Source organism: Bacteroides sp. 2_2_4 (assembly GCF_000157055.1).
Lineage (GTDB): Bacteria > Bacteroidota > Bacteroidia > Bacteroidales > Bacteroidaceae > Bacteroides > Bacteroides ovatus.
Window position 1 is genome coordinate 65,090 of sequence record NZ_EQ973372.1, and the last position, 18,323, is coordinate 83,412.

An 18,323-nucleotide genomic window follows, 5' to 3' on the forward strand; every position below is an offset into this window, starting at 1 on the left:
CACGGTTGTGCCATCGAAGTGTCACGGTCGTGCCAACAAGGTGGCACAATTGTGACAATAGGGTGGCATAAACCGGATAATTGCAATATAGTTTATATAGAAGCTAAGAATACTAAATATTCTCCCGTACAATGAACAGTAAACTCATTTGCTGTTGCTTCATTAAGCGTTCCTTGCCACCAATTAGTAAAATCACTAAGAGGATAAACTAATCCCTCTCCTTGCAATCCTTTCGCTCCGAAATTGAAAATAGAAACTTGTTGCCCCGGATGAGAGGCGAAGGTTTGCGTGTCTTTGGCGGGGATAAACATACCATAATCGGTAATGGTACGTACCTCGATACCATCTTTCATGTAGTCGATCAGCAGACTGATGTTTCCTAACGTATGATCTTCCCGTTTGCCGGTGGCTCCGACGATGGCAATTCTCCGGAATCCTTTCTTTTGCAGGAAATGAACGGCTTTGGTTTGGTCGTTCGTTTCTTGATTCGCTATCTGATGTACAATAGGGGAGAAAAGTTCTTTATATTCCGGGGAAAGAGAATCCCCGTCACCGATAATTACATCGGGGGTATGCCCACGCAGGATATATTCATTGGCAGCCCCGTCACAGCAAACTACAAATTCTGCATTTTCCAGCATTTGCAGGGGAAGAGGATGGCTGGGATATTCGCCATTGGCAAGTATCACGGCTTCGGGAGTATAGTGTTCGTATTTCATTGTATGCTCATTAATTTTTTCCACTTAAAGTAGCCAAAGATAGCTATAATGGAGTAAAGTCCGTATAAAGCGGAAGTAAAATAAAGGTCTTTGTAGATATAAAGTCCGCAGCAGACAATATCCACAAAAATCCAGGCAAACCATTGCTCGACGTATTTGCGTGCCAGCATCCACATACCGACAATGCTCAATGCGGTAGTAAAGCTATCTAGCCAGGGAACATTGCTATCCGTATATGCTATCAGTATCCATGCAATACCGAGGAAAGAAACGACGAATACCAGAAAAAGAGGCAAGTAACATTTTCCCGGAGTATGTACGATAGGAAGATCTTTAGGGGTGTCACCGGTTGAAGCATCTGCTGTCGTCAGTTGACCTTTCTTTTTCCTGTGTCCCCACATCCAGAAGAACCAGCCGTAGATGGCAGCTATCAGGTAGTAGATATTGATGCCAAAGTCAGCATACAATCCGGCTTTGTAATATACGAAGATGTAGATGGCAGGCATCACAATACCCGCTATCCAAAGGTAGATACTTGCCCGGTATTCTAACCAAAGGTAGACTAGCCCGACAATCGTACCGAATATTTCCAGAAAATTCAATTCCATAACTCTGTGTGATTAAAAGCGGAAAGAAACATGTCCCATAACGTTTGTTCCTGCTTGAGCTGCATATCCGGCATAGTTTCCCCGATTTTCCAGCGTATCGGTGTAGTCACTTGATGCCCAGCCGTTGTTTTCATATTTTTCATTAAACAGATTGTATACAGTAAATCCTATGGTGACTTCTTTCAGTACTTTCTTGGGACGGAAGCTGTACGCCAGATTGAGGTTGCTGACAAAATACTTATCAAGAGTCAGTTCTTCAACTTCTGCGTTTGTCATATACTGTTTGCTCACGAACTGTGATTGCAGGGCAGCTTCGAATCCCTTATAATTGAATGAGAAACGATTGTTGAGTAAGAAGTCCGGTGAGAAAGCAATGTGAGTGTCTTTATGCTTTATCTGAATAGTCGGGAGAGAAGTAGAGCTACCGTCGTCATTATAGTGGTAGCCCGGCAGGCTCTCTACGAAATCCTGAATACGGTTTTTGCTCCATGTAGCGTTGATATCCCATTGAAACCATTTGCACGGTTTGATTCCCAGCATGATTTCGATTCCCATGCGATAACTGTCCGGCACGTTTTCGGTCAGTGCTTCACCTATATCGTTTAAGGCTCCGGTCAGAACCAGTTGGTCGGTATAGTCCATGTAGTAGAAGTTTGCACCTGCTGTCAGCCATTGGTTGGCGAAGGTATATCCTGCTTCATAGTCGAGCAGCTTTTCTGCTTTGGGGTACGAGTCCGGATCACCATCCGTATAATTGTTTCTTGTTGGCTCTTTTTGAGCAACCGAGAAAGAGGAATAGACACGATGGTTGGAAGTGATGTTCCAGTTTAATCCTACTTTCGGATTAAAGAAATCGAACTTTTTATCTACTGCCAGTGGACGCAGCGCATTCTTACTCCAGTCATATTTATCATTGTTTCCGTCGATGGTATAGTTGATGTGGCGATACTGGAGATCGGCATAAGCACTTAGTCCTCTAGTAAGATCGTAGTTCGCTTTCAGATAAATATTTCCATCGGTCTTCTTGGATTTGTTGCGGTAATATTCATGGTCGGGAGATAGAGAACCTACGTAGTTTTTCACCCAGGAAACTCTTCCGAAGTTATTGCCCCGGTATTGATTTAATCCGCCGCCCAGGGATGCACTTAGCCTGTTGGCTGTGTAATTGAGAGAAAAAACGCCGCCGCCGAATTTGTTGTCCATCTTCTTTTGACGGACTAAATCGCTTTTAGATACTTCGGTTCCATCTATTGTAAATGATTTTAAACCATATTCTATCAGGTATCTGCCGTCTTTGTACTCTTCGTAATAACCGTCACCTTTGGTATAATGTAAGGCAACGTTCAGATTCCAGGCTGTCGAGAAAGTATGATTGAAGAGAAGCTGATAATTCTTTTGCAGATAATTATCTGTTTGGTCGTCGTAATAATATTTTTTGCCGTTGGCATCAGTGTACATTTCCCCGCAAGGATTGTAGCGTCTGCCGAATTTTTCCATTTGCTCTTTTGTTGCGTATCCCCAAGCATGATATGTTTTTTCTTTTCCGGCAAATGCAATGAGCTTCACAGATGTGTTTTCTGCAAAATAACCTCCTTGCAGGTAGTAAGAGTTCAAGTCCACCGAAGCACGGTCTATGTATCCGTCCGTACCGATATTGGAAAGGCGGGCGTCAAACGTCCAGTGGTTATTGAGTAGGCCGGTTCCCACTTTCACTGTTTCCTTGTGCGTGTTGAACGAACCGTATGAACCATTGAATTCGGCGTATGGTTTCATAGATGCACCTTCGGTTTGCATATTGACACTGGCTCCGAAAGCACCTGCTCCGTTCGTCGATGTACCTGCTCCGCGCTGCACCTGCATATCTTTTACGGAAGAAGAAAAGTCGGGCATATTCACCCAGAACAGGTTATGGCTTTCGGCATCGTTCATCGGTATGCCGTTTACCGTGATGTTGATTCGTGTGCCATCGGTTCCACGTACGCGAAGTGTCGTATAGCCGATACCAGCTCCTGCATCCGATGTGGTCAGTGTGGAAGGAGTCATACTTAGCAGATAGGGGATATCCTGTCCGAAGTTTACCTTTTTGAGTTCTGCTTTGCCTATATTGGTGAATGCCACGGGAGTTTTGGCTGTGGCACGTGTGGACACTACCTGCACCTCTTGCAGGTTTACTACTCTCATACTATCCTTTGCACTCGTCTGTGCATGAACAGTGATACCTGCGCCCAATAAGGCGACGGCCATCCATACAATTCTTTTCATTTTTGCTTACTAATTAGTTCTCTACGCCGGCATTACCCGGATCAGATTCTATGGGTATGTTCTCAGCCCGTCATGTTAAGGCACCCCTACCAGTGAATCGGTGACAAAAATACTGCTTTTGCAGGAGGAAAGCAAAAAAAACTTTTAGATTCACTAAAAACAATATAACTTTGTAAATTGTTGAAATAACAAAACTGCATTTATTCACTTAATATATATTTAATTATGCTACTATTATTGCAAGCAACACAAGCTGCGGACTCTGTGCAAGTGGCTGCAGACGAATTAATGAAAGAGGCGATTGCCAATGCTGACGGATTGGATAAGCTTTCGCTGATTACTCAACAATTGATAGACTTCGGTATTCGTGCCGGAGAACGTATATTGATTGCGGTCCTTGTCTTTGTCGTCGGACGTTTCCTCATCTCGCTGCTCAACAAATTCATCAGGCGTCTGATGGATAAACGAAAAGTAGATGTAAGTATCAAAACTTTCGTTAGAAGTCTGGTCAATATTCTGTTGACAATCCTGTTAATCATTTCTGTTGTCGGTGCCTTGGGAGTTGAGACAACTTCATTTGCGGCTTTATTGGCTTCCGCCGGTGTCGCTGTCGGTATGGCTTTATCCGGCAATCTGCAGAACTTTGCCGGGGGACTGGTTATTCTTTTGTTCAAACCTTATAAGGTCGGTGACTGGATAGAAACACAGCAGGGATCAGCCGGTACAGTAAAAGAAATTCAGATATTTCATACCATCCTTACTACTGCGGATAATAAACTGATTTATATACCCAATGGTTCATTGAGCAGTGGGGTAGTTACCAACTACAGTCATCAGGAAACCCGCCGTGTAGAATGGATTATTGGTATAGATTATGGAGAAGATTATGAGAAAGTACAGAAAATCGTTTATGAAATTCTTGCTGCTGATAAACGCATCCTGAAAGAACCGGCTCCCTTTGTAGCTCTTCATGCGCTGGACGCCAGCAGTGTGAATGTAGTGGCACGTGTATGGGTAAATAGCGGAGATTACTGGGGTGTTTATTTCGATATAAATAAAGCGATTTACGAAACCTTCAATGAAAAAGGTATCAACTTCCCTTTCCCACAACTTACAGTACATCAGGGAAATTAATTATTATACGCTGATTATTCCAAAAAAAACGAGGGAGTTTCACATTGAGTGGAGCTCTCTCGTTTTTTGGAAAACTTGTCTGGTGTGATTGAATAAATTTCTTTCTTTTATTTAATGCCGAAATCTTCGGCTAGTTCATATCTATCTTCTTTGATTCCCAGTACATGATTGATCTTTCTTCTTTTCTCAAGATCTTTAAAGTAGTTTTCCACAACCTGATAGAGATCGAAATTAGTGGTTGAGCCTGCGGCTAAATCGAGTGATTCCACCATCTTTTCTACGGCTTGATGGATTTTCTCTGCGTCTATCAGATGCAGTTCGTTGCTGTGTATTAAATATTTTTCCATGACTGCAATGTTTTTAATGTTATATAGGTATAACATCTTGCAGTCATGGAAAGTTCAATGATTGAATGTTAGATTTTGGCAAGCGCCTGATCCAAATCCGCAATCAGGTCATCAATATGTTCCGTTCCAATTGATAAACGTACGGTGCCCGGATAAATCTCCTGTTCGGCGAGTTCCTGTGCATTGAGCTGTGAATGGGTAGTGCTTGCCGGGTGGATCACCAATGATTTCACATCGGCAACATTGGCAAGCAGGGAGAAAATCTCCAGGCTGTCGATGAAGCGGTGTGCTTCCTCTTGTCCGCCTTTTACCTCGAAAGTAAAAATGGAACCGGCACCATTCGGGAAGTAACGTTGATACAGTGCATGGTCAGGATGATTGGATAATGACGGATGGTTCACTTTCTTCACTTTCGGATGATTGTTTAAGAAATTCACTACCTTCAATGCATTTTCTACATGGCGTTCTACGCGCAAGGAAAGAGTTTCCAAGCCTTGCAACAGGATAAAAGCGTTGAATGGACTGATGGTGGCACCTGTGTCGCGCAGCAGAATAGCCCGGATACGGATGGCATAGGCAGCCGGACCGGCTGCATCAACGAAGCGTACGCCATGATAGCATGGATCAGGTTCGGTTAGTTGTGGAAATTTGCCGGAAGCTACCCAGTCGAATTTGCCCGAATCTACAATGACTCCTCCTAATGACGAACCGTGTCCGCCAATGAATTTTGTTGCGGAATGTACTACGATATCTGCTCCGTGTTCGATAGGGCGGATTAAATACGGGGTACCAAATGTGTTGTCAATAATCAAAGGTATTTTGTGGCGGTGGGCTATTTCAGCTACTGCCTCTATATCAATGATATTTGAGTTCGGATTTCCCAATGTCTCGATAAATACGGCTTTCGTATTTTCCTGAATGGCTTTTTCAAAGTTCGATAAATCACTTGGATCAACGAATGTTGTTGTGATGCCATAACTGGGTAAGGTATGAGCCAGTAAGTTATAGCTTCCTCCATAAATAGTTTTGGCTGCCACAATATGGTCGCCTGCACGAGTGATGTTCTCGAAAGCATAAGTGATAGCAGCGGCACCCGAAGCAACTGCCAGCCCTGCTACTCCTCCTTCAAGAGCGGCTACGCGTTGTTCAAAAACTCCTTGAGTGGAGTTGGTCAGACGACCGTAGATGTTTCCCGGGTCCTGCAGGCCGAAACGTGCGGCTGCGTGAGCGGAGTTGTGAAATACATAAGAAGTAGTCTGATAAATAGGTACTGCACGGGCATCTGTTGCCGGATCTGCTTGTTCTTGTCCTACATGAACTTGTAAAGTCTCGAAATGTAAATTCTTTGTTGCCATAATCGTATATTTTTTAAGTTTAATATTCTTTCTTTATTTTCTTGCAAAGTTATTGGATGAAGATATATCGAACAATATATATCTAAAATATAGAAAATAATGCTATTTTTGTGCCATTATATGGAATAATATAACTGTGCTATTCCTAGAAATCACCTTTTAGAAGAATATTTTTCTTATGGATACTTTTGATAAACTGGATAGAGTCGATTTGCAAATACTCCGTACTTTGCAAGAAAACGCCCGATTGACGACAAAAGAGTTGGCTGCACGGGTGAGCCTTTCTTCAACTCCTGTTTTTGAACGTCTTAAACGGTTGGAGAGTGGAGGATATATAAAGAAGTATATTGCCGTATTGGATGCGGAAAAGCTGAATCAGGGATTTGTCGTATTCTGCAGTGTGAAGCTTAGACGTCTGAACAGGGATATAGCAGCCGAGTTTACACGGATTATACAGGATATTCCTGAAGTAACCGAATGTTATAACATATCAGGAAGTTATGATTACCTGTTGAAGATTCATGCTCCCAATATGAAATACTATCAGGAGTTTATTCTGAATGTGTTGGGGACGATTGATAGCTTAGGATCACTGGAAAGCACGTTTGTAATGGCTGAAGTGAAGCATCAATATGGGATACATATTTAGTTCGTTGTGTGATAGTCTGAAATTTATCTTGTATATTTGCTATGTAATATAAATCCTCTTCTGCTGACACAATGAATTCAAAAACATATCCTCGCACCAATGATTTCCAGACTGTTTATCTGAATACAGTGATTAAGAATCCTGCCATTATGGTAGGTGATTATACAATATACAATGACTTTGTAAATGATCCTGTTCTTTTTGAGAAGAACAATGTATTATATCATTATCCGATTAATAAAGACCGATTGATAATTGGCAAATTCTGTTCCATTGCTTGTGGAGCCAAATTTCTTTTTAACAGCGCAAACCACACATTGGGTTCTTTATCCAATTATACGTTTCCTATCTTTTTTGAGGAATGGAATTTAGATAAAGGAGATGTAACTTCTGCTTGCGATAATAAAGGGGATATAGTAATAGGTAATGATGTCTGGATTGGATATGAAGCTGTTATCATGGCAGGAGTTCATATCGGAGATGGAGCGGTTATTGCGTCGCGGGCAGTGGTTACTAAAGATGTTCCTCCTTATACGATAGTAGGTGGGACACCAGCCAAAGAAATCCGGAAGCGTTTTGATGAGAATACGATTGTCCAATTGCAGAAATTGCAATGGTGGGATTGGAGTATTGAGAAGATATCCGAATGTATACCTTATATTACAGGTGGAAAGATTGAAGAACTGATAAAAAGATAAACAGTGTGTATATATGAAATTTACAATAGAGCCCGGAACTTCTGCTGATATAGATGAACTGGAAAAGCTGTATGATGAACTGAATGATTATCTGGCTGCTACGACTAATTATCCCGGGTGGATAAAAGGTGTTTATCCTGTTCGGGAAGATGCGGTTGCCGGTGTAAATGATGAAACGCTTTACGTAGCAAGATATGATGGAAGAATTGTCGGTTCAGTCATTTTAAATCATCAACCGGAAAAGGCTTATGAGAATGTCAAATGGAAAATAGAACTGGACTATAGCCATATCTTTGTGATACATACTTTTGTTGTATATCCTTCTTTTTTGAAAATAGGAGTAGGGCATGCATTAATGGATTATTCATTGGAATTGGCTCAAAGTTCGGGGATAAAGTCTGTGCGGTTAGATGTTTACGAGAAAAATCTTCCGGCTATTTCATTGTACGAAAAGTGTGGGTTCGAATACATTGATACCGTAGATTTAGGATTGGGTCATTACGGTTTAGAGTGGTTCAAACTTTATGAGAAAATCATTTTATAATCCCTTCCTTACATTATGCATTCATTGTTATAATTCAGTTGCTCTTAGATTTATAGAATAATAAATATCACATCATAGACATGAAGAAACTAATTATTGTATTTGTTCTTTTATTATCAGCACTCTCTTGTTTCTCACAAATAGAGTTTTCGACTTGCCTTTTTGATGCTTCAAGAAACAGAGTGATACCGCTAGCCGTCTATCAGCCGCACAAAGTGAATTCGAAAACAAAAGTCATTATATTTAGCCACGGCTACGATGGAAATAAAAATAATAAGTCCAATCAGACTTATGCCTATCTAACACGATTCCTTTCCCAGAAAGGCTTTTACGTAATAAGCATACAACATGAATTGGCAGATGATCCTCTTTTGGCCATGGAAGGTAATTTCATGGAAACACGCATGCCAAATTGGGAAAGGGGAGTGGCAAATATTCTTTTTACTATTCAGGAATTTAAGAAATTGAAGCCACAATTAAATTGGAATGACTTTATATTGATAGGACATTCCAATGGCGGAGATATGACCATGTTATTTGCTACCCGATATCCGCAGTTGATAAATAAAGCCATATCTATGGATCATCGCAGAATGATAATGCCTAGAACACGGAATCCTCGACTTTATACGTTAAGAGGATGCGATTATGATGCGGATTCAGGAGTATTACCCACTGAAAAGGAGCAGGAACAATTCCGGATGAAGGTTGTGAAATTGGACGGAATAACGCATAGTAATATGGGGGAGAATGGAACGGAAGAACAACACAACCTTATCAATCAGTATATCTATGGATTTCTTACACGGAGATAACTGATGTATTATATTTATTTTATCCAATGGTTTTAAATCGGAAGCCTGTTCTTCTTATAACTTTGCAACTGATTTTAGAAAAAGAAGTTTGGGATGATAAATAAATATGAAGAACGACTGGGGACAGAGCGCATGTTACCGCTTGTTTTTAAGATGGCACTTCCGGCTGTGGCAGCGCAATTTGTTAATTTGCTTTATAGCATGGTCGACCGTATTTATATTGGTCATATCCCTGGGATTGGTACGGATGCATTGGCGGGTGTAGGAGTAACGACTTCTCTTGTTATACTGATTTCTTCTTTTTCAGCGATAGTAGGAGGTGGCGGTGCGCCGTTAGCGGCTATCGCACTCGGACAGGGGGATCGTTCACGTGCCGGAAAAATTCTGGGTAATGGCTTTATCCTGTTAATACTATTTACCTTGTTTACTTCTCTCATCGCATATACCTTTATGGAGCCGATTCTACTCTTTACAGGAGCTTCAGAAAATACATTGGAGTATGCAGTCAACTATCTTTCTATCTATTTATTAGGAACTATCTTCGTAGAAATATCCACAGGATTAAATTCTTTTATCAATGCACAAGGGCGTCCTGCTATCGCCATGTACTCGGTATTAATAGGAGCACTGTTGAATATCGTCCTCGACCCGATTTTCATTTTTTGGCTCGATATGGGAGTAAAAGGTGCAGCTCTGGCTACAGTGCTTTCACAGGCATGTAGTGCAGTGTGGGTTTTAACTTTCCTTTTCTCCCGGCACGCCTCTCTCCCTTTAGAAAAACGTTATATGGCGTTGAACCGGGAAATAATACTTTCTATATTTGCTTTGGGCGTATCACCGTTTATTATGGCAAGTACCGAAAGCCTGGTCGGCTTTGTTCTGAACAGCAGCCTGAAAGATTTTGGAGATATTTATGTCAGCGCATTGACCATCTTGCAAAGTGCGATGCAATTTGCAAGTGTCCCATTAACAGGATTTGCGCAAGGGTTCGTTCCTATTGTGAGTTATAATTATGGGCACGGCGATAAACAACGCGTCAAAGACTGTTTCCGTGTCGCATTGATAACCATGTTCTCATTCAACTTACTGCTGATGTTGTTTATGATTCTTTTCCCCTCAACAGTAGCTTCCGCCTTTACGAGTGATGAAAGATTGATAGAAACAGTCCGCTGGGCAATGCCTGTTTTCTTGGGTGGTATGACTATTTTCGGATTGCAACGAGCCTGCCAAAATATGTTTGTAGCCTTGGGACAAGCAAAAATTTCTATTTTCATAGCCTTGTTGCGCAAAGCAATCCTATTGATCCCATTGGCATTAATATTGCCACATTTTATGGGAGTAGCCGGTGTATATGCGGCTGAAGCAATATCCGATGCGACAGCGGCAATTTGTTGTACTTTGTTGTTCTTCTGGCAGTTCCCCAAAATATTGGGAAAAATCCAAAGGAGCACTTTGCACATAAGCTAAATTTCCTGATGTTTATCCATAAATAGAACTAATTATGTAACGGCTTACGTATTTTTGCGAAAAATGTTTGTTCATATTATAAAAAGCTAATATATTTGCGTAATCAATTACGTATTTAGTGACGCAACTAATAAAAACATGGACTTTTTTAATCAGACAGGCAAATTAGCCATCGGTAGCAGATTACGCATGTTGACCGATAAAATAACAGTAGATGCAGCCGCCATCTATAAAATGTTTGGAGTAGACCTCAAACCGAAATGGTTTCCTGTATTTTTTGTATTATCACGTGGGGAGGCAAAAACCATTACGTCCATAGCCAAAGAGATTGGTCATTCTCATCCTTCCGTGAGTAATATTATTAAAGAAATGGTAGCTAAAGGATTAGTGAAGGAGACAAAGGACAAATCCGACGGGAGAAGAAACATGGTCATGTTATCTGCCAAAGGAAAAAGAATGTCCGACTCTTTTTCGGAACAGTGTATAGATGTTACGGCAGCTATTGAGCAAATCACGCAGCAAACCCGGAATGACCTTTGGGAGGCTATCGAAGAATGGGAGAATCTTTTGTTGGATAAATCCCTGTTGGAGCGGGTGAAGGAAGCGAAAAAGGAACGAGAGAGTAAGGACATCAAAATAGTTCCTTATGAACCTTGCTATCAATCTGCCTTCCGGACCCTTAACGAAGAGTGGATAACTGCTTATTTTCGGATGGAAGAGGCCGATTACAAGGCTTTGGATCATCCAAAGGAATATATTCTGGATAAGGGAGGAGCTATTTTGGTGGCTCTTTATAAAGATGAGCCGGTCGGTGTATGTGCTTTGTGTAAGATGGATCATCCGCTTTATGATTATGAGTTGGCCAAACTGGCTGTCAGCCCTAAGGTTCAGGGCAAAGGTATTGGAGTACTGCTTTGCGAAGCAGTTGTAAATAAAGCGAAGGAGCTTGGTGGTAAAAGAATCTTTATAGAGAGCAATACGCGTCTGAAACCGGCTATCCATATTTATCATAAGTTGGGCTTCAAGGAACTTCCCGAATATCACACGACTTATGAAAGAGGAGACATACAGATGGAATTAATGATTGAAGAGTGAAAATGAAAAAGGTGGATGGTGAATTTATTAAGGGGCGCATTGCCCCTTCATTCCAGTTCCTGCGCATAAATGTTGATAGCGCGTAATGCCTTTGATATTTCAGTCGGGGTGATTCCCTGACATTCTATTCTCAACACTTTTTCCCAGTCCTCCATATCTACATTCCATTTGTAGATTTGGGGACATAGGGTGAACAGCGCTGCGATATGTTTTATATCCCGTGCATTTCTAACCGAGGTTCGAAAAATGAGTATTTGCTCTTCCATAGTTACTATCAATTACTTTTGTTTTCAGTGCAAAGGTAGGTTTAAACAAGGTTCTGTATAGGATTATTCGACGAATGCCCTGATTACTCATGACGAAATAAGTAATCGGGGAGATTAACTTCATATACTTATCCTTTGAAAAGTCAGTCATCTGTACCTGTCAATATATAAAAAAGTGTATCTGTTCTCGTCTTTCTTTTTTGATTTACTTTGCAGTGTTGTTTTAATCTCCTAATATACTTAAAGGTTATGAAGTTGAATTTTGCTAAAAGAATGTCTTATATAAAGGCTTCGGAAATAAGAGAAATATTAAAAGTTACCGAACAGGAAGATGTGATTTCGTTTGCAGGTGGTCTGCCTGCTCCGGAACTTTTTCCGATAGATGAAATCAATGAGATCAATCAGATCGTATTGAAAGAGGCAGGTACGAAAGCGCTCCAATATACCACAACAGAAGGTTATGTCCCTTTGCGCGAATGGATTGCCAACCGGATGAACGAACGTTTGGGCACGACTTTCGATAAAGATAATATTCTGATTACCCATGGCTCGCAACAAGGATTGGACTTATCCGGAAAAGTTTTCCTGGACGAGGGAGACATCGTACTTTGCGAAAGCCCTACGTATTTGGCTGCAATCAGTGCATTCAAAGCGTATGGATGTAGCTTTATTGAACTTCCTACGGATGGGGACGGTATGATGATGGATGTTTTGGAAGATGTTTTGAGCAATACTCCTCATATAAAGCTGATATATGCAATACCTACTTTTCAAAATCCTACAGGAAAAACGTGGAGTTTGGAAAGACGCAGGAAGCTGGCTGAATTATCCGCAAAGTATGGTGTTGCGGTTATTGAAGACAATCCGTACGGCGAGTTAAGGTTTGAAGGAGAGTCTTTGCCATCTATAAAGTCTTTTGATGAGGCTGGAAATATCCTGTGTACAGGTAGTTTCTCGAAAATATTCTGTCCCGGTTTCCGGATTGGCTGGATTGCGGGGGATAAAGAGATTATCCGCAAATACGTATTGGTCAAGCAAGGTACGGATTTACAATGCAACACTATTGCCCAAATGACCATCGCCGAATACCTGAAGCGCTATGATATTGATAAACATATTGCCAAAATAGTAGAAGTATACAGAAAACGCAGAAATGTGGCGATTGAAAGTATAGAACGTTATTTTCCTGATACTATAAAGTTTACTCGTCCCGAAGGCGGATTATTTACATGGATAGAACTTCCCGAAGGGATTTCGGCACGTGATGTTTTAGTCAGAAGCCTGGAGAAAAAGATTGCTTTTGTTCCGGGAGGCTCCTTTTATCCGAACGGAAACAAGGAAAATACGCTTCGGATCAACTACTCTAATATGCCCGAAGACAAAATAGAGAAAGGACTTAAAACCCTCGGCGAAGTGGTAAAGGAGTATATCAGTCAATCAAAATGATTCTTTGATAATGTTTCCCAAAACCTGCAAGCGTTCTTCAATGAAAGCACTCCATTGCTGACCGAAACTCAAGCGCATACAGTTTCTGTACTGGTCGTGCAGAGTAAACATGCGTCCGGGAGCAATGCTGATCTTATGTTGCATCGCTTTGTAATATAGCTCCGTGGTATCAATCTTTTTATTCAGTTCCACCCAAAGCATAAAACCTCCTTGTGGAGTGATGATTTTAGTGTCTTCGGGAAAATAGTCGGTAATAGCTTGTGCCAAATGAAGACTATTGGAATGTAGCTCATGGCGCAACTTGCGTAAATGATTCTCATACCTGCCGTTCTCCATGAAGTTGGCAATGGCTTCTTGGTTGAGGGTAGGAGTGGATATTAAATGAATATGTTTCTGACGAATAATAGCATCCTTAAACTTACCGGGGGCAATCCAGCCTACCCGATAACCGGGAGCTAACGTCTTTGATACAGAACCACACCATAACACAAGTCCCTTTTCATCGAAAGCTTTGCATGGCTTAGGGCGTGAATGTCCGAAGAATACATCGCCGTATAAATCATCTTCAATCAGAGGAATATTGTGTTCCGCCAACATCTGTACTATCTCTTTCTTATGTTCATCGGGCATGCAACTCCCAAGCGGATTACTGAAATTACTGATAAGCAGGCATAGATTGATCTGCGGCAATACTTTTCTTAAAGCATCGGGTTCGATGCCTGTTACAGGATTGGTCGGCAGTTCCAGCACATGAAGCTCCATACTGTTGGCCAACTGTAATATCCCGAAATAAACAGGACTTTCAACAGCTATCGTGTCTCCTCTTTGAGCAATAACAGATAATGCTAAAGAGATGGAATTGGTTACTCCTGTGGTAGTAACAATATCATCTTCGGTCAGATTTCCATTCCAGCTATACGCAAAACGGGCAATATAGTTTCTCAAACGAATGTTTCCTTGAGGGTCTTCATACCTAGTGCCGTTCCCCGGAAGTGAATACATGGCCTTGGTCAGTTCTTTATTGAGTTTGGCAATAGGCAATAAAACATCTTCCGGTATTCCCAGCGAAAAACGGGTGATAGACGAATCTTCGATGGAATGATATACTTCCATGATTAAGTCTGCTTCTTCCTTTCCCGGAGATTGAGCGGAAGGCTGCGTTGTTGCCGGCGCAGACAAATTTAGTGGCTTATAATTGACAATGTACCCTGATTTGGGGCGGGAAATGATGAATCCTTCCTTTTCCAGTTCATAATATACCTGAATGGCTGTATTTAAACTTACGCCATATTCATTGCTGATAGTACGTAAAGAAGGTAATTTCTCGCCTGCTTTCCATATACCTGTTTTTATTTGCCAGGCGATAGTGCCGGCTATCTTTTGATATAGGATTTCTCTTTTCATGTTTATTCTGTACTTGGCAAAGATACAAAAATGATGTCTGTATCTGTTGTTGTTTGATTGCAAATAATTCATTCAGTCATTTTTTATAATTGCTTGCTATTCAGTTATAAATTTATTCCATATCATTATATTTTAGACATGACAAGATTATCATTGAAATATATTTCAACATATACATTCCTACGATAGAAGCGTCAAAAATAAAAGAGACGAACAATTTTCTTAATTTAAGTTTAGGACTTCAACAGTCGATTCGTTTCTCGGTGAGAAACACTTCGTTTCTCGGTGTCGAAAAGGTTGTTTCTCGGTGAGAAACGGGTTATTGGTTTTAAAGGAAAAGCCCGAATAGTAACCGCCTGGATAACAGTGTTTTACAAAATAACGTTATCTATCAGAAATACATAGGAGTTTTATTGACATTTTTTTTGCAATACCGTTTATTTCTATTGCATCTATTACTGTAATAATATTTACATTAGAACTAAAATATGGCATTTATAAAAGAATCTGTTTCATTCCTTTCCGTACCGTTTTGAATCAAATAACAATAATTGGAGCTTGGGAAGAATCTACATGATGAAGTAGATGAAATCAACATTTATAATAGTGGCATTTCTATTCTCGTCACCTGTTCTTCTTCGGGTACATTGGGATTGCTGTAATAATATTCAATGGATGTTCCCGAAAGTTTGTAACCGTTGGTTTTTATCCATTCCATCATTTCGTTGTACAGGACAGCCAATTCACTGTAAGTTCCTCTATGTAGACAGGAAACTATTTTTCTTTCCGGTATCGTTATGGAGCGTATATCCCCTTCACCCTGTAATTCTTTGGATGACTTTAGACCAATAATCATTTTGATATTGTGTTCCGTCAGACTTTCAAAGTTGGGATATTCAACGTAGGGGATGTCGGTAGTGACTTCACCCTGTTCCTTAAATAAAGAGTCTATTTTTACAAAGTTCTTTCCGATAGCTTCCGACATTCCGTTCATATCTGTTTGTACTTCAACAGCCAAAGCGGGCTGTTTCGGTTGCTTCAATAGCATGATTTCTGAAATTTTTCCCATAATACATTGTTTTTAGAGGGTTGATAATTAATTATTTCTTGATGACCGGAATATAGATGTCGGTAATTAGTTCTGTTCTAAGGGTGGAGGCAGGGCGGTTCATATACATTTCAAAGCTAAAGGTGCTTTGAGGACGATATTTACTTTCCGGGAACCACTCTTCATAAATAGTCCGGTAGAATTTATGCAATAAAGAGTAGTCACCGATATGCCTGAATATAGCATAACGACCACCGGGAACTTCTATCACTCCCGGCTGGAAATCATTTTCTTTGTTATCGATTATGACCCCGAGATAGAAGCGACATTTATCTATTGGGGTGATGGCCGGGTCGTCCATACTAAGGCTGACAAACTTATCATTCGACTTTTCTTCATTGCGCTGTCTAGCATAGTTGGTGAGCCTGTCCCATATTAATTTGTATCGGAGTTCATCCTTATACTTTTCACCCACCTCGATACAAAATACTTTCATCGGCAGAATCGACCGGATTTCAGGAGTGATAACCGCATGCTGTTCGTCATACATCGGCTTATACTTCTCCCTATATTGAGAGGTTGACACTCCAAAATGTTTTTTGAAGGCTTTTGCCAGACTGAATTTAGTCTGATAGTTTGTTTGCTCCGAAATCTGATTTAATGTAAAGTCGGTGGATACTAACAGATGTGCTATATGTTCGAGGCGCAAACGTTGTATGTAGCTTCCAATATTTTCTCCGGCAACGGTTTGAAACACTCTTCTGAAGTGATATTTGGAAAGTCCGCTTATCGTACTAAGTATATCTGCATCTAAACTATCGAATAAATGATTGTTGATGTAAACGACTATATCCTGAATCTTTTGGTGATGGATATTACTGGTTTCCAACTTCTGTTTCCATCGGTTCAGTTTGGGGAGCCGTTCGTTGAGTATTCGTCTAAGTTCCTTCGGCGAATAAGCGGTATCTGCATATTCATTGTACTTATCGGTGTATTTTATCCAGATATTAATCATTTCCGACATCGGAATGTCGACGATATATTTTCCATCTTTCAGGCAGTAGTAGCAATATTCATCACTTCGGGAACCGTCGGAGTTAGTACCCAGATATTTCTCTATATCAAAGCGGAGAGGCATCCCGCAACTTTGACAATACCTTTTATTTATATCTGATTCAATCATCGGTTGGGTTTTCGTTTGATGGATAGCAGTCGCTCCATATCATTAAATAAATAAGTGTCTTTCAATTCGAACATAAGCCACTTCCCATCGTGGAAAGTCGTCGTCTCATCGTATATCTTTTGAGTCTCATTGGAGAATACTTCTCGCAGAGATTCAAATTTGGCACGCTCATCTTTACCTAAAATGACCATGAAGCCAATCGTTTGTTCTTTGGCGTATAGGGCACACAGCGTTTTTCCGCCTTTGCGATATTTATATTCGTATATCCATTTTTTCCCTCCATGGTTCCATAGTTGTTCCATATTGTACTTTTGCTCGATAAGCTGGCAAAGTGAAGTCCATATATCATAAAGTTCCTTACCTATCAAGGCTTCCAGTGTTTCGGGAGTGGGAATCTGCAAAGTTTCTTTCATGGTATTCTGTATTTACTTTTGATTATCCATATCACAAAGGTAGGCTGATTTTCTAATAGATCGTTGTCCAATATAGGCATTTTGTGTGTAGCTGGTGAACAATCTGCCCGGAAATTAATTTATTTTGTAAAAGCGAAATATTGGCTGTATAACCTTTATCTTTGCATTAATTTTAAAACAAAGCCCCAATTAAAGAAAATGAAAACAATATTATTAGCAGTAGGTACGCTCTGCCTCATGGCAGGTTGCTCGTCAAAAGTGGCAAGCTCAAAAGGAATCGTTAGTGATGCAACCATGAATACGGTAACGATTGTTACTGATAAGAATGATACCCTTTCGTTCAGTACGATGGATGCAAATAAAGATGAAGTCAACGGTTTGCTTCTGAATGATACGCTGGAAGTGTTCTATACCGGAAAATATACACCGGGAATGCCGGCTTCTAAATTAGTTCAGTATCCGCAATCTCCGATTGTGGGAGGTGATCGGGATGAACATGGCTGTATCGGTTCTGCCGGATATGTATGGTGTGAAGTGCAAAAAGACTGTATCCGCTTGTTTGAGAAAGGAATCCGCACGGAATCGGTGGACGATAGCAATGCTTCTGCCTTTATTGTGTTTAGTCCTGACTCTACGCAACTGGAACTTTTCTTTTCCAATAATCAGCCCAATGAAATATTGGAGAGACGTGGCCTGCCTTCAGGAGGTTATGCATGGAACGTGGAAGATGACGATACGAAAAATGTACGGCTAATAGATGGTTTGTGGACAATCAGCCAAAGAAATAAGTTAATTTATAGCCAAAAGGCCGGAAACTGATTTTAAAAGCTCCGGCTTTCTGACGCTCTGTTTGTAGAGTAATGTTCTAGG

Annotated in this window: 19 protein-coding genes and 1 riboswitch; of the genes, 9 read left to right on the forward strand and 10 right to left on the reverse strand. The window is 40.7% G+C overall.

The features are described 5' to 3' along the window. Positions 1–92: 92 nt before the first annotated feature. From BSCG_RS02515 to BSCG_RS02505, 3 genes are read right to left on the reverse strand one after another with little or no spacing between them, the layout of a single operon-like run. On the reverse strand, positions 93–719 hold the full coding sequence (locus tag BSCG_RS02515) for a thiamine diphosphokinase (RefSeq protein ID WP_008649998.1): 627 nt from the start codon (positions 717–719) through the stop codon (positions 93–95). Then, a complete protein-coding gene (gene pnuC / locus BSCG_RS02510) occupies positions 716–1,327 on the reverse strand; it encodes a nicotinamide riboside transporter PnuC (protein ID WP_004299130.1) in 612 nt (203 codons plus the stop codon). The genes BSCG_RS02515 and pnuC overlap by 4 nt, the downstream gene beginning before the upstream one ends. Before the next feature lie 12 nt (positions 1,328–1,339). Next, positions 1,340–3,589: a TonB-dependent receptor gene (locus tag BSCG_RS02505; RefSeq protein ID WP_008777375.1), complete on the reverse strand. Its 2,250-nt coding sequence runs from the start codon at positions 3,587–3,589 to the stop codon at positions 1,340–1,342. A gap of 1 nt (position 3,590) precedes the next feature. Next, positions 3,591–3,687, reverse strand: a riboswitch (TPP riboswitch). Between the two features lie 127 nt (positions 3,688–3,814). Here BSCG_RS02505 and BSCG_RS02500 point away from each other — a divergent pair. Then, positions 3,815–4,723, forward strand: coding sequence for a mechanosensitive ion channel family protein (locus tag BSCG_RS02500; protein WP_008777376.1), 909 nt, complete (start codon positions 3,815–3,817; stop codon positions 4,721–4,723). A 107-nt stretch (positions 4,724–4,830) separates the two neighbouring features. Here the strand turns inward: BSCG_RS02500 and BSCG_RS02495 are convergent, their stop codons facing one another. After that, positions 4,831–5,070, reverse strand: a complete 240-nt coding sequence (locus BSCG_RS02495) for a hypothetical protein (RefSeq protein ID WP_004306417.1) — start codon at positions 5,068–5,070, stop codon at positions 4,831–4,833. Positions 5,071–5,138: 68 nt separating this feature from the next. Further along, the gene (locus BSCG_RS02490) at positions 5,139–6,425 is read right to left on the reverse strand and encodes an O-acetylhomoserine aminocarboxypropyltransferase/cysteine synthase family protein (protein ID WP_004299135.1); all 1,287 of its coding nucleotides are present in this window, start codon (positions 6,423–6,425) and stop codon (positions 5,139–5,141) included. 178 nt (positions 6,426–6,603) lie between these two features. On the opposite strand from BSCG_RS02490, the gene BSCG_RS02485 reads away from it, so the two are divergent. From BSCG_RS02485 to BSCG_RS02460, 6 genes are all read left to right on the forward strand, one after another. Beyond that, positions 6,604–7,074, forward strand: coding sequence for an Lrp/AsnC family transcriptional regulator (locus tag BSCG_RS02485; RefSeq protein ID WP_004299136.1), 471 nt, complete (start codon positions 6,604–6,606; stop codon positions 7,072–7,074). Between the two features lie 71 nt (positions 7,075–7,145). After that, positions 7,146–7,772 carry a CatB-related O-acetyltransferase gene (locus BSCG_RS02480; RefSeq protein ID WP_008777377.1) on the forward strand — a complete coding sequence of 209 codons (627 nt, stop codon included), beginning with the start codon at positions 7,146–7,148 and terminating at the stop codon, positions 7,770–7,772. Between the two features lie 13 nt (positions 7,773–7,785). Continuing rightward, complete coding sequence (locus BSCG_RS02475; RefSeq protein ID WP_008777378.1) at positions 7,786–8,316, forward strand: GNAT family N-acetyltransferase; 531 nt, start codon at positions 7,786–7,788, stop codon at positions 8,314–8,316. 80 nt (positions 8,317–8,396) lie between these two features. Further along, positions 8,397–9,131 (forward strand): alpha/beta hydrolase, encoded by a 735-nt coding sequence (locus tag BSCG_RS02470; protein ID WP_004299138.1) that lies wholly within the window; start codon positions 8,397–8,399, stop codon positions 9,129–9,131. A gap of 93 nt (positions 9,132–9,224) precedes the next feature. Further along, the gene (locus BSCG_RS02465; RefSeq protein ID WP_004299139.1) at positions 9,225–10,598 is read left to right on the forward strand and encodes an MATE family efflux transporter; all 1,374 of its coding nucleotides are present in this window, start codon (positions 9,225–9,227) and stop codon (positions 10,596–10,598) included. Positions 10,599–10,736: 138 nt separating this feature from the next. After that, on the forward strand, positions 10,737–11,693 hold the full coding sequence (locus BSCG_RS02460; protein WP_004299140.1) for a GNAT family N-acetyltransferase: 957 nt from the start codon (positions 10,737–10,739) through the stop codon (positions 11,691–11,693). A 47-nt stretch (positions 11,694–11,740) separates the two neighbouring features. Here the strand turns inward: BSCG_RS02460 and BSCG_RS02455 are convergent, their stop codons facing one another. Further along, positions 11,741–11,959 carry a hypothetical protein gene (locus tag BSCG_RS02455; RefSeq protein ID WP_004299141.1) on the reverse strand — a complete coding sequence of 73 codons (219 nt, stop codon included), beginning with the start codon at positions 11,957–11,959 and terminating at the stop codon, positions 11,741–11,743. A gap of 249 nt (positions 11,960–12,208) precedes the next feature. Between BSCG_RS02455 and BSCG_RS02450 the strand changes: the two genes are divergently transcribed. Further along, a complete protein-coding gene (locus tag BSCG_RS02450) occupies positions 12,209–13,405 on the forward strand; it encodes a PLP-dependent aminotransferase family protein (protein WP_004306421.1) in 1,197 nt (398 codons plus the stop codon). Here BSCG_RS02450 and BSCG_RS02445 read toward each other — a convergent pair. The 4 genes from BSCG_RS02445 to BSCG_RS02430 all read right to left on the reverse strand — a co-directional run bounded on the left by BSCG_RS02445 (position 13,397) and on the right by BSCG_RS02430 (position 17,453). Beyond that, positions 13,397–14,809, reverse strand: coding sequence for a PLP-dependent aminotransferase family protein (locus BSCG_RS02445; protein ID WP_008770674.1), 1,413 nt, complete (start codon positions 14,807–14,809; stop codon positions 13,397–13,399). The two genes, BSCG_RS02450 and BSCG_RS02445, sit on opposite strands and share 9 nt — an antisense overlap. A gap of 598 nt (positions 14,810–15,407) precedes the next feature. Then, positions 15,408–15,878, reverse strand: a complete 471-nt coding sequence (locus BSCG_RS02440) for a GyrI-like domain-containing protein (protein ID WP_004306423.1) — start codon at positions 15,876–15,878, stop codon at positions 15,408–15,410. Positions 15,879–15,909: 31 nt separating this feature from the next. Continuing rightward, a complete protein-coding gene (locus BSCG_RS02435) occupies positions 15,910–17,040 on the reverse strand; it encodes a GyrI-like domain-containing protein (RefSeq protein WP_004306425.1) in 1,131 nt (376 codons plus the stop codon). Then, positions 17,037–17,453, reverse strand: a complete 417-nt coding sequence (locus tag BSCG_RS02430; protein WP_004306427.1) for a DUF3788 domain-containing protein — start codon at positions 17,451–17,453, stop codon at positions 17,037–17,039. The genes BSCG_RS02435 and BSCG_RS02430 overlap by 4 nt, the downstream gene beginning before the upstream one ends. 198 nt (positions 17,454–17,651) lie before the next feature. Here BSCG_RS02430 and BSCG_RS02425 point away from each other — a divergent pair, with 198 nt between their 5' ends. Continuing rightward, entirely contained in the window at positions 17,652–18,272 is a 621-nt protein-coding gene (locus BSCG_RS02425; RefSeq protein ID WP_008777379.1) for a hypothetical protein, read from the forward strand. Positions 18,273–18,323: the final 51 nt, after the last annotated feature.

Bases quoted from the DNA above. Each gene is read 5' to 3' on its own strand.
- BSCG_RS02480 (WP_008777377.1), top strand. From the start codon at position 7,146: ATGAATTCAAAAACATATCCTCGCACCAATGATTTCCAGACTGTTTAT.
- BSCG_RS02460 (WP_004299140.1), top strand. From the start codon at position 10,737: ATGGACTTTTTTAATCAGACAGGCAAATTAGCCATCGGTAGCAGATTA.
- BSCG_RS02465 (WP_004299139.1), top strand. From the start codon at position 9,225: ATGATAAATAAATATGAAGAACGACTGGGGACAGAGCGCATGTTACCG.
- BSCG_RS02450 (WP_004306421.1), top strand. From the start codon at position 12,209: ATGAAGTTGAATTTTGCTAAAAGAATGTCTTATATAAAGGCTTCGGAA.
- BSCG_RS02515 (WP_008649998.1), bottom strand. From the start codon at position 719: ATGAAATACGAACACTATACTCCCGAAGCCGTGATACTTGCCAATGGC.
- BSCG_RS02435 (WP_004306425.1), bottom strand. From the start codon at position 17,040: ATGATTGAATCAGATATAAATAAAAGGTATTGTCAAAGTTGCGGGATG.
- BSCG_RS02430 (WP_004306427.1), bottom strand. From the start codon at position 17,453: ATGAAAGAAACTTTGCAGATTCCCACTCCCGAAACACTGGAAGCCTTG.
- BSCG_RS02470 (WP_004299138.1), top strand. From the start codon at position 8,397: ATGAAGAAACTAATTATTGTATTTGTTCTTTTATTATCAGCACTCTCT.
- BSCG_RS02500 (WP_008777376.1), top strand. From the start codon at position 3,815: ATGCTACTATTATTGCAAGCAACACAAGCTGCGGACTCTGTGCAAGTG.
- BSCG_RS02495 (WP_004306417.1), bottom strand. From the start codon at position 5,070: ATGGAAAAATATTTAATACACAGCAACGAACTGCATCTGATAGACGCA.
- BSCG_RS02490 (WP_004299135.1), bottom strand. From the start codon at position 6,425: ATGGCAACAAAGAATTTACATTTCGAGACTTTACAAGTTCATGTAGGA.
- BSCG_RS02455 (WP_004299141.1), bottom strand. From the start codon at position 11,959: ATGGAAGAGCAAATACTCATTTTTCGAACCTCGGTTAGAAATGCACGG.
- pnuC (WP_004299130.1), bottom strand. From the start codon at position 1,327: ATGGAATTGAATTTTCTGGAAATATTCGGTACGATTGTCGGGCTAGTC.
- BSCG_RS02440 (WP_004306423.1), bottom strand. From the start codon at position 15,878: ATGGGAAAAATTTCAGAAATCATGCTATTGAAGCAACCGAAACAGCCC.
- BSCG_RS02475 (WP_008777378.1), top strand. From the start codon at position 7,786: ATGAAATTTACAATAGAGCCCGGAACTTCTGCTGATATAGATGAACTG.
- BSCG_RS02505 (WP_008777375.1), bottom strand. From the start codon at position 3,589: ATGAAAAGAATTGTATGGATGGCCGTCGCCTTATTGGGCGCAGGTATC.
- BSCG_RS02425 (WP_008777379.1), top strand. From the start codon at position 17,652: ATGAAAACAATATTATTAGCAGTAGGTACGCTCTGCCTCATGGCAGGT.
- BSCG_RS02445 (WP_008770674.1), bottom strand. From the start codon at position 14,809: ATGAAAAGAGAAATCCTATATCAAAAGATAGCCGGCACTATCGCCTGG.
- BSCG_RS02485 (WP_004299136.1), top strand. From the start codon at position 6,604: ATGGATACTTTTGATAAACTGGATAGAGTCGATTTGCAAATACTCCGT.